Below are 13,122 nucleotides of genomic sequence, written 5' to 3'. Positions count from 1 at the left end.
GAGCCCCGATTCCTGACTGCTGGCTTTGGTCCTGTGTAGTCCCGTGCCATGAGCCAAATAACGACCGGAATACCCTTCTCTTCAGGGTTATGTAGGCCTTCAGGCAGATATATTTTTGTGGTGTGAAAAACCGCGGCCTGAAAACCCTTTACTGGCGCGGGTTTGCGGGGAGGGTGCCGTGTTGGAGAAAGCGCCCTTCGGATTAAAGTTTTCAGGTATGCGGGCCGATAACCCGGATAAGCCCGTGATTCGTCCGGCCTCCGGAGTTCAGCTTTTTTTTGTAAACAGGTGTGTCAGCACCTGTCTTGCTGGAGCAAACGGAATGGACGATAGCAGTCAAGGGGCACTGGATCAGGAGTGGACGCCTTTACAGGAGGCCTACATCCAGAAGCTGATGGCCACCTATCAGGCCAATCTGCTCTTCTTCCATGAGCGCTTTCCGGATGTTTTCGAAAACATCATGGGCGCTGAGCTGCCAGCCCCCTTCGAGGTGGATGCTGACGGTGGGCTGACCATCTATTCAGCCGGCTACAAGGGGGATCCGAAGGATTACGTGGATCTCTCCCGGATCCTGATGGATGTTTTCAACAATCCCAAGATTCGCCCGCGCATCACGGTGAACCATGGCTACATCAATAATCTTCACGATGTAGCGCCGCACCAGGATTACTCCTTCTTCCACTCCTACATTGAGGTTGAGTACCGCACGAAGCTCGTGCAGAAATTTCTCGACCTCACCTCAGAAGAGGGACGGCGGCTGCCGCTGGCTGATTTTGGTGACAAGAAACTGCCAATCGCGATCGTGTTTGGAAGCGGATTCGGCTGGCATCTGGATAGGCTTGTCGATGATTACGATCTGCGCCATCTGCTGATTGTTGATACCGACATCGCACGTCTGAATCTATCGCTGTATTTCGTCGACTACATCTCACTGGCCCAGCGCTTCTCCCGCAAAGGGTTTTACTTTTCGGTTGCTTATGACGAATCGCCTGAAAAGCTCTCTGACCATCTGCGTGTGCACTTCTACAACCTCTGGCCGCCATACTGTATTCAGGGCGCAGGGATGTTCTTCAATGATTACGACTCGGAGAAAGTTCGCGAACTGTGGGACAAGCTGAAGACTGACCTCTGGACCTTTTATCGTGGTTGGGGTTTTCTGGATGACGAGATCCTGGGTCTTAAGCATGCTCTGGATAATTGCCTCGCACGTTATCCAGCCTATACCCGAGCGCCCGAGCGCCCGATCCCGGAAGACGCGATGGCGTTCATCATCGGCGCGGGGCCCTCGCTCGATCACCTGCTGCCGCTTTTGCGCGAGTATCGTGACCGGGCCGTGGTGTTTAGTTGTGGTACGGCGATCTCAGCATTGGCGCGGGCTGGCATCCGACCGGACTTTCACGTCGAGATCGAGCGCACTGCACTGACTAACCGATTCCTCGCGGCCACGCTGAATGAATCCTGGAAAGGCGAGGTGCCTATTCTGGGTCTTTCCATTTTGCCGCCTGAAGTGTTTGAACTCACCCAGCATCCTTTGATGTTCTTCAAGGAAATGGATGTGGGGGCCATGGTGGGCAATTTCTTTGGTGAAGCTCCGGTTTTCCGCAGCGGCCCCACCTGTACCAATGGTGGGCTGGCGCTGGCTTTGCGCCTGGGCTTTCGCAATATCTACCTGATGGGGGTGGATCTGGGTTTTCGCAGCGAAGCGCACCACCATTCCAAGGCTTCGGTGTACTTCGAAGGCCAGAGCACTGTATCGCCTGATCTCAAGAAGATTGTCGATATCACTCACAAGCGCCACCGTGAAGCCAATGCCCGCGAAGTGGAAGGCAACTTTGGCGGCAAGGTGTTTTCGACCGACACCTTTACTCATTCACGCGATTCGATGGTCATATCCTTGCGCGAGAACCCCGGCGCGAAGGTGTACAACCTCAATGACGGTGCCCTGATCCGAGGTGCTGAGCCTTTGCATGCCGAGGATTTTACGAGTGCTGCGACGCCGGCCACCCGCATGGAGGCCATCGAGGCCATGCTCGGGGCTTTTACCACGAGCTATGACCAAGACCCATTGCACAGTCTGGCGATGATGCAAGAGCAACTCGTGGCAGTGCGCGAAGATGTGGCCCGCATCCTCGCGCCTGAGGTGCACGAGAAGATGGACATCGTCGAGCGCATGTTCGATCTGCACCACTACTTCTTTGCAGACAAGCACCGCAGTACTCAGATCTTCCCACTCATGCGCGGCTCCATGCTGCATATGGGGCGTTTCCTCTACGACTGCATGGCCTTGTGCGCCACCGATGAGCTGGCGGTGGAGTACGCCACCGAAGCCTTCGGGGTGATCCAGAACTTTCTTGCTGCAGCCTCCGACGGGCTACAGGACCTCGCCGACGCCGCGCGGGCCAGACAGGCATCCGACCAGGGAGAACAACAATGATTGACGGGAAATCCATCCTGATCACCGGCGGCACCGGCTCTTTCGGCCGTCAGTTCGTGCGCAACATCCTTGCCCATCACAACCCGCGCCGGGTGGTGGTGTATTCGCGCGACGAACTCAAGCAATACGAAATGCAGCAGGAATTCCGCGACCCGCGCATGCGCTTCTTTCTTGGCGACGTGCGCGACGCCGAGCGCACCCGCCAGGCCTGCCGCGAGATTGACGTGGTGATTCACGCCGCCGCCATCAAGCAGGTGCCCGCCGCCGAGTACAACCCGATGGAGTGCATCAAGACCAATATCCACGGCGCCCAGAACGTGATCGATGCCTGCCTGGACAACGAAGTCGAGCGCGTCATTGCTCTCTCTACCGACAAGGCCGCCAGCCCGATCAACCTGTATGGCGCCACCAAGCTCGCCTCTGACAAGCTGTTTGTCTCGGCCAACAACATCGTCGGTCGTCGTCGCACCCGCTTCGGTGTGGTGCGCTACGGTAATGTGGTCGGCTCGCGTGGCTCGGTGGTGCCGTTCTTCCAGAAATTGATCGCAGAAGGCGCCACGGAAATCCCGATCACCGATGCGCGCATGACGCGTTTCTGGATCACCCTGGAGCAGGGCGTTGAGTTCGTGATCAGGAGTCTTGCGCGCATGCATGGCGGCGAAGTTTTCGTGCCCAAGATTCCGTCCTCGCGCATCACTGATCTGGCGCGAGCCATGGCGCCGGAGCTGCCGACCAAGATCGTGGGAATCCGCCCCGGCGAGAAACTGCATGAAGTCATGGTGCCGGCGGACAACGCCTTCCAGACCGTCGAGTTTCAGGATCACTACGTGATTCGCCCTTCGATCACATTCGTGACCGAGCCGAATTACTTCCTCGATGCCACGGGCGAGAAGGGTGTGCAGGTGACGGATGATTTTGAGTACAACTCCGGCACCAACCCGCACTTCCTGAGCGATGACGAGATCCGCGCGCTGATTGCCGAAAAGAAGTAAGCCGGGCCGTTTCCGGTAGCCCGAGGCCGGCCATGCGCCGGCCTTGTTGCGTGCGTGGCCGGGCGGGGGCAGGGGGCGGCTATGCCGCTAGCCGCAAGATGGCTGCAACTGTGCGTGGCGAAATCCGGATAATGGCGGCCAAACCAGTTCAAACATCCCCGCAGGACTCCCCCATGGAAATCAAGGTTAATTTTCTCGACAAGCTTCGCCAGGAGGCGAAGTTTGACGATTTCACCGTCATCGCCGACCAGCCCATCCGCTATAAGGGCGACGGCTCCGCGCCCGGCCCCTTCGACTACTTTCTGGCCTCCTCGGCCTTGTGCGCGGCCTATTTCGTGAAGGCCTACTGCGACACGCGGGGCATCTCGACCGAGCACATGCGCCTCGCGCACAACAACATCGTCGATCCGGAGAACCGCTACAAGCAGACCTTCAAGATCCAGATCGAACTGCCGCCCGGCATCTCCGAGAAGGATCGCCAGGGCATCCTGCGCTCCATTGACCGCTGCACGGTGAAGCGCGTGGTGCAGAACGGGCCGGAATTCATCATCGAGGAAGTCGAGAGTCTGGATGCCGACGCGCAGGCGCTGCTCACACTGAACTCGGATTCAGACGTGCTGACCTACATCCCCGGCAAGGATCTACCACTCGAAAAAACCATCGCCAACATGTCGGCCACGTTGGCCGCGCTGGGCATCAAGATCGAGATCGCATCCTGGCGCAATCTGGTGCCGAACGTGTGGTCGCTGCATATCCGTGATGCCCACTCGCCGATGTGCTTCACCAACGGCAAGGGATCCAGCAAGGAGAGCGCGCTGGCCTCGGCGCTGGGCGAATACATCGAGCGCGCCAGCTGCAATCATTTCTACAACGACCAGTACTGGGGCGAAGAGTTCGCCAATGCCGAGTACGTGCATTACCCGGACGAGCGCTGGTTCAAGCCGGGCAAGAAAGACGCTTTGCCCGCCGGCATGCTGGATGACTACAGCCTCGCCATTTACAACCCGGAGGGCGAGTTGCGCGCCTCGCATCTCTTCGACACTAACTCCGGCAACACCGAGCGCGGCATCTGCTGCCTGCCCTATGTGCGGCAAAGCGATGGCGAAGTGGTGTATTTCCCGACCAACCTGATCGACAACCTCTACCTGTCCAACGGCATGAGCGCCGGCAACACTTTGGTCGAGGCGCAGGTGCAGTGCCTGTCTGAAATCTTCGAGCGCGCGGTGAAACGCGAGATCCTCGAAGGCGAGATCGCGCTGCCGGACGTGCCGGCCGAGGTGCTGGCCAAGTACCCCGGTATCGTCGCCGGCATTCGTGGGCTGGAAGAGCAAGGTTTCCCGGTACTGGTGAAGGATGCCTCGCTCGGCGGCCAGTTCCCGGTGATGTGCGTGACGCTGATGAACCCGCGCACCGGCGGCGTCTTCGCCTCCTTCGGCGCGCACCCGAGTTTCGAAGTGGCGCTGGAGCGCAGCCTCACCGAACTGCTGCAGGGCCGCAGCTTCGAAGGCCTCAACGATCTACCCAAGCCCACCTTCGAGAGCAATGCGGTGACGGAGCCGAACAACTTCGTCGAGCACTTCATCGATTCCAGCGGCGTGGTCTCCTGGCGCTTCTTCAGCGCCAAGGCCGACCATGAATTCGTCGAGTGGGATTTCTCCGGCCATGGTGAAAACAGCAACGCGGACGAGGCCGCCACGCTCTTCGGCATCCTCGAAGCCATGGGCAAGGAGGTGTATGTCGCGGTCTATGATCAGTTGGGCGCTACCGCTTGCCGCATCCTCGTGCCGGTTTACTCCGAGATCTACCCGGTCGAAGACCTGATCTGGGACAACACCAACAAGGCCCTCGCTTTCCGCGAAGACATCCTGAACCTCCACCGCCTCGATGACGACGCGCTGCAAGCCCTGCTCGAGCGGCTGGAAGACAGCGAGCTCGATGACTACACCGACATCATCAGCCTGATCGGCGTCGAGTTTGATGAGAACACCGTCTGGGGCCAGCTCACCGTTCTGGAGCTCAAGCTTCTGATTTGCCTGGCGATACAGGATCTCGAAACCGCGCACGATCTGGTTGGCGCTTACCTGCAGTACAACGAGAACACACTCGATCGCGGTCTCTTCTATCAGGCCCTGAACGTGGTGCTGGAAGTCACGCTGGACGAAGAACTGGAGCTGGCCGATTTCGAAGCCAACTTCTGCCGCATGTTCGGCAAGGAGCGCATGGATGCAGCGATTGGCTCGGTGGATGGCAGCGTGCGCTTTTACGGCCTCACGCCCACCAGCATGAGGCTCGAAGGGCTGGATCGCCACCAACGCCTGATCGACAGCTACCGCAAACTGCACAAGGCGCGGGCTGCAGTCCTGAAGTCATCCTAGGGGCGTTCGGATTCCGCCGTCATTCCTGCCCTTCGACCAGCTCAGGATAAACCGGGCTTCGCCCGGGCCGGAATTCAGTACTTGAGGCTCTCATTCTGGAATCAGGTCTTTGCGGGCGATGGCGGAAGCGGCGGGCCTTTGGATTGATCGAGGCTCTGATCGATGCAGGCCCAGGTGGGGGCGCTTGCTACCCAGATATTCATGGCCGGCTTGATGGCTGAGGGGGCGTCCAGTGTGCCGGCTCGAACAACCGTGAGGCCCGGGCGACCGCTCGAATCCGAAAAAAAATGGCTGCCGCATTTCGAGCAGAAGCGGCGGGTTACCGTGTTTCCACTGTCGGCAGTCTTTTCGTGTTTCCCCGGCGTACCGGTAATCCTGATCGCATCGCTCGGGAAGATCACATTCACCGTTCCATTGGATGAGATTCGTTGGCAGTCCTTGCACCAGCAGATTCTGGATGGACCAGCATCAGCCTTGATTTCGTATCGAATTTCGCCACAAAGGCATGCACCGGAATACGACTTCATGTGGGCTCCTTGTATCGCTCAAGTGGGGTTGTCGTCATGTTCTACCAGGTTCTGCTTGGAAATGAAGTGTGGTCGTCGGTGTCCCGGGAGTGCCACCACGAAACCCGCCGGCGCTTACAGCCCCTCGATTACATTAGCTTTCACCGGCGTGCAGGCGCTTACGTCGGCCAGCAGGCGTTTGCCAATCACCGCATCGAGATGCTTCGGTGGCAGGCCGAAGCCGGGGCGTACGCTGCGCACATCCTGCGGGCCGATCACATCACCGGCTTTCAGATCCCGTACGAAGTAGAGCGAGCGGCGGAACTTGACGTTGCCTTGCTCGCTGGATTTGCGGCCGTAATCGACGCGACCTAGCGCGCGCCAGGCGGTGCCGGAATCGCGGCACAGGGCGACGAGGCCGTCGGGCTCCAGCGAGAAGCTGTCGTCCGGGCCGCCGCCGGAGCGGTCCAGCGTGAAGTGCTTTTCGAGGATGGCGGCACCCAGTGCCACGCTGGCTATCGCGGTGGTGTTGTCCAGGGTGTGGTCCGAGAGACCCACCACGCAGCCGAAGCGGGCGCGCATGTCGGCAATCGTGGCGAGGTTGTATTCCTCGGCCGGTGCTGGGTAGCCGCTCACGCAGTGGAGCAGGGCCAGCTCGCGGCAACCGGCGCTGCGCGCGGCCTCCACCGCCTCGCCGATTTCTTCGGCGTCCGCCATGCCGGTGGAAATGATCATGGGCTTGCCGGTAGACGCGGCGTAGCGGATCAGGGGCAGGTCGATGGCCTCAAAAGAGGCGATCTTGTAGGCCGGCGCGCCGAGCTCTTCGAGCAGATCGATGGCGCTGTGGTCGAAGGGCGAGCTGAAGATCGTGATGCCGCGCTTCTTGGCGTGGGCGAAGAGCGGGGCGTGCCATTCCCAGGGCATGTGAGCCTGCTGGTAGAGCTGGTAGAGGGTCTGGCCGTCCCACAGGCCGCCGTGGATCTGGAAGTCTTCACTGGCGCAATCGAGCGTGATGGTGTCCGGCCGGTAGGTCTGCAGCTTGACCGCACTGGCGCCAGCCGCAACGGCGGCGTCGATGATGGCGAAGGCGGTATCGAGACTGCCGTTGTGGTTGGCAGACATTTCGGCGATTACATAGGGCGGGTCGTCGCGTGAGATGCGCCGGCCGGCGATGTGGAGGGCGTGTTCAGTCATGGTGGGCATCCTTCATGGCCTGCCATTCGGGGCGCAGCAGGCCGAAGCAGTGCACGTCCAGATAGCTCTGGCCGTCGTGGAAGTGTTCGCGCAATATGCCTTCGGGCTGGAAGCCGAGCTTGCGGTGGAAGGCGAGCGAGCGGGGGTTGTCGGCAATCACCTGCGCGGCAATCTTGTGCAGACCGAGCGAATCAAAAGCCCAGTCGATTGCGGCGCGGCCCATGCGCTGACCACTGCCGGCGGGCGCTTCGGGCGCACGGTAGAAGCCCCATTCGGCGATCTGTGGGCAGGCTTGTAGGCTGAAGTTCACATGACCCAGAGGGATTCCGTTTTCTTCGTAGATCAGCAGATGGCGCCCGGCTTGGGGGTGCTGGGCGGCGAACCAGGCGGCGTGTTCGGTGGCGCTGATCTCGCGGCGGCGGAACATGGCACTGCGCACCGAGGGGTGGTTGCGCCAGGCGAGCAGCAGCGGCAGGTCGCGCGCTTCGAGCGGGCGCAGCAGGCACGCGGGCGCAGCGCTGTTCATGTGAGTTCCTTCATGGCTTGCAGCACGCGCTGGGTGCCGAGGCCGTCGCAGAGCGCGGCGGCGCGGGTGGAGAGCTCGCCGAGGAGGGGCGGGTCGAGCTGGGCCAGCAGCGCGGGCAGTTCGGCTGGGCTGCTGGCGAGCAGGGCAGCGCCGACCTCGACGAGTGCTTGCGTACCGGCGCGCTGGTTCTCGGCTTGGATCAGCAACACGCTAGGCACGCCGAGGCAGCAGCGCTCCCAGGCGCTGCCGCCGGCCGCGCCGATGACGAGGTCGGTGCTGGCGAGGTGGCGGGCCATGTCCGGCACGGCAATCTTCACTTCGGTGCTGCAGGGCATCTGCGTGGCCAGCGCGCGCACTTCGGCCTGCCAGGGATTGGCGGCGCCTAGGATCACCGTCATGCGGCAGTCCGCCGGCAGCGCGGCGCTGTGCAGGGCTTGCAGGATCTCGCCCGTGAGGTTGTCCGCATCGGCGCCGCCGAGGCTGATCATCAACTGCTTCAGTGCGGGCTGCTGGCGGTGGCGCAGGCTGCGCTTGCGTGCAGCGGCGAATTCGTCGCGCAGTAGCGCGTAGTGTGGACCGACCAGCACGCGGCTGGTGGCGGGCAGCAGCGCGGCGTAGTCGCTCGCCACGCGGCCAAGGTTCTGGTCCAGCAGCAGCTCGGCCACATGCAGGCGATTGGCGAGATCATCGATGACGAGCAGGTGCTGGCAGGTATCGCGCAGGGCCTCTTCCCAGATGGCGGTGAGGGCGTAGTGGTCGGTGAAGAGCCAGTCGGGCCGCAGGGCTTCCAGCAGGGTGCGGCAGTCGGCGGCGTCCTGTTCCTGATTGAAGGCTTCGCTGGCCGGCAGTTCGTGCGCGCTGAAGCCGGCGGCGCGGATTGGCGCGAGCAGGTGGCCGGGCTCGGCGCGGCACAGGAAGTGGCATTCGCTGCCCTCGGCCTGCAGGGCCTGCGCCAGCGTGAGGCAGCGCATGACGTGGCCGCTGCCCAAGGTGAGGCTGGCGTCGCAGCGGAAGGCGACGCGGCCGATGCGGCGGGGCAGGACCAGACCTGTCATCGCTCCGCCTGCATGGCCTTGAAGAGCCATTCGGCACGTAGCCAGTCTTCGGGCGTGTCGATGTCCTGCACGCGGTGGCGCGGCACCGGCAGCCCGAGCGAACGCGGCGAGAAGATCGGCGTGCCGGCGAGCCAGGCTTCGCGGCGGCCCCAGTAGAACTGGCCGGCGTCGTGCCAGGCTTCTTCGAGATCCTGTGAGCGGGTGGCGAAATGCTCGGGCTGGAACATGCGCACATGCTGCGCTTCGTCGAGGCGCACCGCGCGCTGGATCGGGAAGGGATAGCGGGTGACCGGGAAGGCATAGTCGGCGTCCGAATCCTGCAGGCGTTCGAGCCCAGCGCACAGGTCGTCGGCACTGGCGAAGGGGGCGGTGGCGTAGAGGCAGCAAACGAGCGTGGGCGGCGTGCCGGCGGCGTCGAAATGGCGGATCGCGTGGGCGATCACGGCGGTGGTGCCGGTGTGGTCGTCGGAGAGCTCGGGCGGGCGCATGAAGGGCGTGCTGGCGCCGAGATTGCGGGCGGTGGCGGCGATTTCCTCGTCGTCGGTCGACACGATGATCTGGTCGAAACAGCCGGCGCGGCGCGCAGCCACCACGGACCAGCCGATGATCGGGCGGCCACAGAAGTCTTTCAGATTTTTGCGCGGGATGCGTTTGCTGCCGCCGCGCGCCGGAATTACGCAGAGCTTCATCGTTGGGCCTCGGTCAGCACTTCGCGCAGTGCGGCGGCTACTTCGTTCTGCTCTTCTTCGCTGAGGCCGGAGTAGAGCGGCAGGCTGATGGCCTCACGGTAATAGGCTTCGGCTTGCGGGAACTGTCCGGGTGCGAAGCCGAGTGTGCGATACCAGGGCTGCAGGTGTACCGGGATGTAATGCAGGTTCACGCCGATGCCGGCGGCGCGCAGCGCTTCAAACACGAAACGATGCTGGGCGGCCTCCTGCAGGCGGATCACATAGAGATGGCGGGCGGATTCGCTCACTGTGGCCTGCACCGGCAGGGTGAGCGGCAGGTTTGCCAGCAACTGGTCGTAGCGCAAGGCGAGTTGTTGCCGGCGCTGTACGAATTCGTCCAGCCGGGAGAGCTGGCTGAGGCCCAACGCGGCCTGCAGCTCGGTCATACGGTAGTTGAAACCGAGCGTGATCTGCTCGTAATACCAGGGGCCGTCCGGGGGCTGACCCATCTCACCGGCTTCGCGGGTGATGCCATGGCTGCGCAAGAGTTCCATCTGGCGGGCCAGCTGTGCATCGTTGGTGAGCGCCATGCCGCCCTCGCCGGTGGTGATGATCTTTACCGGGTGGAAGCTGAAGACGGTGATGTCGCTGTAGCGGCAGTTGCCAACCGGTTCGTTCTGGTAGCGGGCACCGATGGCATGCGAGGCATCCTCGATGATGCGGAACCCGAAGCGCACACTGAGCGCGTGGATGGCGGCCATCTCGCAGGGCTGACCGCACAGATGTACCGGAATCACGATTTTAGGCAGGCGGCCCAGGGCCTCGGCTTCGAGCAGCTTCGCTTCCAACCGCTGGGGGCAGAGGTTGTAACTGACCGGGTCGATGTCGACAAAATCCACGCTGGCGCCGCAGTACAGCGCACAGTTGGCGCTGGCGACGAAGGTCGTCGGGCTGGTCCACAACAGATCGCCCGGACCGAGTCCCAGCGCCAGGCAGGCGATATGCAGCGCCGAGGTGGCGCTATTGACCGCCACCGCATGGGCAGCACCGCTGCGGCCGGCAATGGCTGCTTCGAAACGGGGGACGACTGGCCCTTGGGTCAGCCAGTCCGACCGCAGCACCTCGCTGACGGCGGCGATATCGGCCTCGGAAATATCCTGTCTGCCATACGGAATCATGCGCGATTCTCCTCCTGTACCCGCGTCATTGTGCCCCGCGGCCAGTACTCCAGAGTATGCGATATGGCACCGGTTTACCGCCTGTTTTCGGCGCCTTGCGTTTCCGGTGCGCGCCTTGTTGGCTATACTCCGGGCCTCAACCTGTTGGACTGGAGACCAGCCGTGAAAAAGATCGAAGCCGTCATCAAGCCCTTCAAACTCGACGAAGTGCGCGAAGCCCTCTCCGAAGTAGGCATCACCGGCCTGACCGTGACTGAGGTCAAGGGCTTTGGTCGCCAGAAGGGTCATACCGAGCTGTATCGCGGCGCCGAGTACGTGGTCGATTTCCTGCCCAAGATCAAGGTCGAGGTGGTGGTGGTCGATGAGATCGTCGATCAGGCCATGGAAGCTATCATCAAGGCCGCGCATACCGGCAAGATCGGCGACGGCAAGATATTTGTGTCGAGCGTCGAGCAGGTGGTGCGCATCCGTACCGGTGAAACCAACGAGCAGGCAATCTGAAGCCGGCTCACTCCGTTCGAGGCCCCGCAGTGCGGGGCCTTTGTTTTTTGACTGAAAGGATTTCCGCATGAGCACGCCACTTCCCCCGCGCTATGGGGCCCCGATCACGCTCGAAGAGGCGCAGCGCGTGATGGCCGCTGCGGTGGCCGAATGCCAGCGCCAGGGCGACTGGCCGATGGTCATCGCAATTGTCGATAGCGGCTCGCATCTGAAGCTCTTTCAGGCGCTGGATGGTGCCCAGCACGCGAGTCTCGCGGTGGCGCAGGCCAAGGCAGTGACGGCCAACAATTTCCGCCGCCCGACCAAGCTGCTTGAAGAGGTGGTGGCGGGTGGCGGGATCGGTCTGCGCATGCTGTCGATGGACGGCGTGTGCACTGTGGATGGCGGCCTGCCTTTGTTCCGCAACGGTGAAGTGATCGGTGCCATCGGTGTCTCCGGCATGAATGCGCTGCAGGATGCGGTGATTGCCGCGGCTGCTGTGGCCGCACTGGCCGGGTGATTCGGCAGGGGCGCGTGATAAAATCCGCGTCCTCACAGGATGGATTGGAACGCCCATGTCCGGCAGCACTTTCGGCACGCTCTTCACGGTCACTTCTTTCGGCGAATCGCACGGCGCGGCCATCGGCTGCGTGGTGGACGGCTGCCCTCCGGGGCTGGCGCTGACCGAGGCTGACATCCAGCTGGAGCTGGATCGCCGCAAGCCGGGCACTTCGCGCCATGTGACCCAGCGCAAGGAGCCGGACGCCGTTGAGATCCTCTCCGGCGTGTTCGAAGGCAAGACCACCGGCACTCCGATCGCGCTGCTGATCCGTAATGAGGACCAGCGCAGCGGCGACTACTCCAAGATCATGAACACCTTCCGCCCCGGCCATGCGGACTACGCCTACGAGCACAAGTACGGTGTGCGCGACTACCGTGGCGGTGGCCGTTCCTCTGCGCGCGAAACCGCGGTGCGCGTGGCGGCTGGGGCGATCGCCAAGAAATGGTTGGCCGAGAAGTTCGGCATCGTGATCCGTGGCTTCATGAGCCAACTGGGTGAGATCGAGATTCCGTTCCAGAGCTGGGATGAAGTTGGCAACAACGCCTTCTTTGCACCGAATGCCGGGATCGTGCCGCAGCTCGAGAGCTATATGGACAAGATCCGCGCCGAGCGCGATTCCATCGGAGCCAAGATCGATGTTGTGGCCGCCGGCGTACCGCCAGGCTGGGGCGAGCCGGTGTTCGATCGCCTGGACGCCGATATCGCCTATGCCATGATGAGCATCAACGCCGTCAAGGGCGTGGAAATTGGCGACGGCTTCGGTGTGGTGGCCCAGCGCGGCACCCAGCATTGCGACGAACTCACGCCGGAAGGCTTCCTGTCGAACCACGCCGGCGGCGTGCTGGGTGGCATCTCCTCGGGGCAGGACATTCACGTGTCCATCGCCATCAAGCCGACTTCCTCGCTGCCGCAGGAGCGCCGCTCGATCGACCGAGACGGCAATCCGGTGATGATGATGACTACTGGTCGCCACGACCCCTGCGTGGGCATCCGCGCCACGCCGATCGCCGAGGCCATGCTGGCTCTGGTGCTGATCGATCACGCCTTGCGCCAGCGCGCGCAGAACGCCGACATCACGCCGCCGCTGCCGAAGATCGCTGCGCTGGCGCCGGCCGGGCAGCAGGCCATCCCTTCGCCGCGTGACTGAGGCGG

Annotated in this window: 12 protein-coding genes; 6 read left to right on the top strand and 6 right to left on the bottom strand. The window is 62.4% G+C overall.

Annotated elements, in window-relative coordinates:
- Positions 1-322: 322 nt before the first annotated feature.
- The 3 genes from HJ583_RS09090 to HJ583_RS09080 all read left to right on the top strand — a co-directional run bounded on the left by HJ583_RS09090 (position 323) and on the right by HJ583_RS09080 (position 5,801).
- Positions 323-2,434: a motility associated factor glycosyltransferase family protein gene (locus HJ583_RS09090; RefSeq protein WP_158239233.1), complete on the top strand. Its 2,112-nt coding sequence runs from the start codon at positions 323-325 to the stop codon at positions 2,432-2,434.
- On the top strand, positions 2,431-3,426 hold the full coding sequence (gene pseB, locus HJ583_RS09085; protein ID WP_170021630.1) for a UDP-N-acetylglucosamine 4,6-dehydratase (inverting): 996 nt from the start codon (positions 2,431-2,433) through the stop codon (positions 3,424-3,426). Before HJ583_RS09090 ends, pseB begins: the two co-directional genes overlap by 4 nt.
- 173 nt (positions 3,427-3,599) lie before the next feature.
- Complete coding sequence (locus HJ583_RS09080) at positions 3,600-5,801, top strand: OsmC domain/YcaO domain-containing protein (protein ID WP_170021629.1); 2,202 nt, start codon at positions 3,600-3,602, stop codon at positions 5,799-5,801.
- A gap of 101 nt (positions 5,802-5,902) precedes the next feature.
- Here the strand turns inward: HJ583_RS09080 and HJ583_RS09075 are convergent, their stop codons facing one another.
- The 6 genes from HJ583_RS09075 to pseC form a co-directional block, all read right to left on the bottom strand.
- Complete coding sequence (locus HJ583_RS09075; RefSeq protein ID WP_170021628.1) at positions 5,903-6,328, bottom strand: GFA family protein; 426 nt, start codon at positions 6,326-6,328, stop codon at positions 5,903-5,905.
- A 114-nt stretch (positions 6,329-6,442) separates the two neighbouring features.
- Complete coding sequence (pseI, locus tag HJ583_RS09070; RefSeq protein ID WP_170021627.1) at positions 6,443-7,501, bottom strand: pseudaminic acid synthase; 1,059 nt, start codon at positions 7,499-7,501, stop codon at positions 6,443-6,445.
- Positions 7,494-8,027: a UDP-4-amino-4,6-dideoxy-N-acetyl-beta-L-altrosamine N-acetyltransferase gene (gene pseH / locus HJ583_RS09065; RefSeq protein ID WP_170021626.1), complete on the bottom strand. Its 534-nt coding sequence runs from the start codon at positions 8,025-8,027 to the stop codon at positions 7,494-7,496. The genes pseI and pseH overlap by 8 nt, the downstream gene beginning before the upstream one ends.
- The gene (gene pseG, locus HJ583_RS09060; RefSeq protein ID WP_170021625.1) at positions 8,024-9,082 is read right to left on the bottom strand and encodes a UDP-2,4-diacetamido-2,4,6-trideoxy-beta-L-altropyranose hydrolase; all 1,059 of its coding nucleotides are present in this window, start codon (positions 9,080-9,082) and stop codon (positions 8,024-8,026) included. The genes pseH and pseG overlap by 4 nt, the downstream gene beginning before the upstream one ends.
- A complete protein-coding gene (pseF, locus tag HJ583_RS09055) occupies positions 9,079-9,771 on the bottom strand; it encodes a pseudaminic acid cytidylyltransferase (protein ID WP_170021624.1) in 693 nt (230 codons plus the stop codon). The genes pseG and pseF overlap by 4 nt, the downstream gene beginning before the upstream one ends.
- Complete coding sequence (pseC, locus tag HJ583_RS09050; RefSeq protein WP_170021623.1) at positions 9,768-10,928, bottom strand: UDP-4-amino-4,6-dideoxy-N-acetyl-beta-L-altrosamine transaminase; 1,161 nt, start codon at positions 10,926-10,928, stop codon at positions 9,768-9,770. The genes pseF and pseC overlap by 4 nt, the downstream gene beginning before the upstream one ends.
- A 162-nt stretch (positions 10,929-11,090) precedes the next feature.
- Here pseC and HJ583_RS09045 point away from each other — a divergent pair, with 162 nt between their 5' ends.
- The 3 genes from HJ583_RS09045 to aroC all read left to right on the top strand — a co-directional run bounded on the left by HJ583_RS09045 (position 11,091) and on the right by aroC (position 13,117).
- On the top strand, positions 11,091-11,429 hold the full coding sequence (locus HJ583_RS09045) for a P-II family nitrogen regulator (protein ID WP_101942798.1): 339 nt from the start codon (positions 11,091-11,093) through the stop codon (positions 11,427-11,429).
- 67 nt (positions 11,430-11,496) lie between these two features.
- Complete coding sequence (locus tag HJ583_RS09040; protein ID WP_101942662.1) at positions 11,497-11,928, top strand: GlcG/HbpS family heme-binding protein; 432 nt, start codon at positions 11,497-11,499, stop codon at positions 11,926-11,928.
- Positions 11,929-11,983: 55 nt separating this feature from the next.
- Positions 11,984-13,117 (top strand): chorismate synthase, encoded by a 1,134-nt coding sequence (gene aroC, locus HJ583_RS09035; RefSeq protein ID WP_170021622.1) that lies wholly within the window; start codon positions 11,984-11,986, stop codon positions 13,115-13,117.
- Positions 13,118-13,122 lie beyond the last annotated feature (5 nt).

This window comes from Uliginosibacterium aquaticum (genome assembly GCF_012972705.2).
Taxonomy (GTDB): Bacteria; Pseudomonadota; Gammaproteobacteria; order Burkholderiales; family Rhodocyclaceae; genus Uliginosibacterium; species Uliginosibacterium aquaticum.
Note: the sequence above shows the minus strand (reverse complement) of the source record. Positions and strands in the feature narration are given on the sequence as shown.

Bases quoted from the DNA above. Each gene is read 5' to 3' on its own strand.
- HJ583_RS09090 (WP_158239233.1), top strand. From the start codon at position 323: ATGGACGATAGCAGTCAAGGGGCACTGGATCAGGAGTGGACGCCTTTA.
- pseB (WP_170021630.1), top strand. From the start codon at position 2,431: ATGATTGACGGGAAATCCATCCTGATCACCGGCGGCACCGGCTCTTTC.
- HJ583_RS09080 (WP_170021629.1), top strand. From the start codon at position 3,600: ATGGAAATCAAGGTTAATTTTCTCGACAAGCTTCGCCAGGAGGCGAAG.
- HJ583_RS09075 (WP_170021628.1), bottom strand. From the start codon at position 6,328: ATGAAGTCGTATTCCGGTGCATGCCTTTGTGGCGAAATTCGATACGAA.
- pseI (WP_170021627.1), bottom strand. From the start codon at position 7,501: ATGACTGAACACGCCCTCCACATCGCCGGCCGGCGCATCTCACGCGAC.
- pseH (WP_170021626.1), bottom strand. From the start codon at position 8,027: ATGAACAGCGCTGCGCCCGCGTGCCTGCTGCGCCCGCTCGAAGCGCGC.
- pseG (WP_170021625.1), bottom strand. From the start codon at position 9,082: ATGACAGGTCTGGTCCTGCCCCGCCGCATCGGCCGCGTCGCCTTCCGC.
- pseF (WP_170021624.1), bottom strand. From the start codon at position 9,771: ATGAAGCTCTGCGTAATTCCGGCGCGCGGCGGCAGCAAACGCATCCCG.
- pseC (WP_170021623.1), bottom strand. From the start codon at position 10,928: ATGATTCCGTATGGCAGACAGGATATTTCCGAGGCCGATATCGCCGCC.
- HJ583_RS09040 (WP_101942662.1), top strand. From the start codon at position 11,497: ATGAGCACGCCACTTCCCCCGCGCTATGGGGCCCCGATCACGCTCGAA.
- aroC (WP_170021622.1), top strand. From the start codon at position 11,984: ATGTCCGGCAGCACTTTCGGCACGCTCTTCACGGTCACTTCTTTCGGC.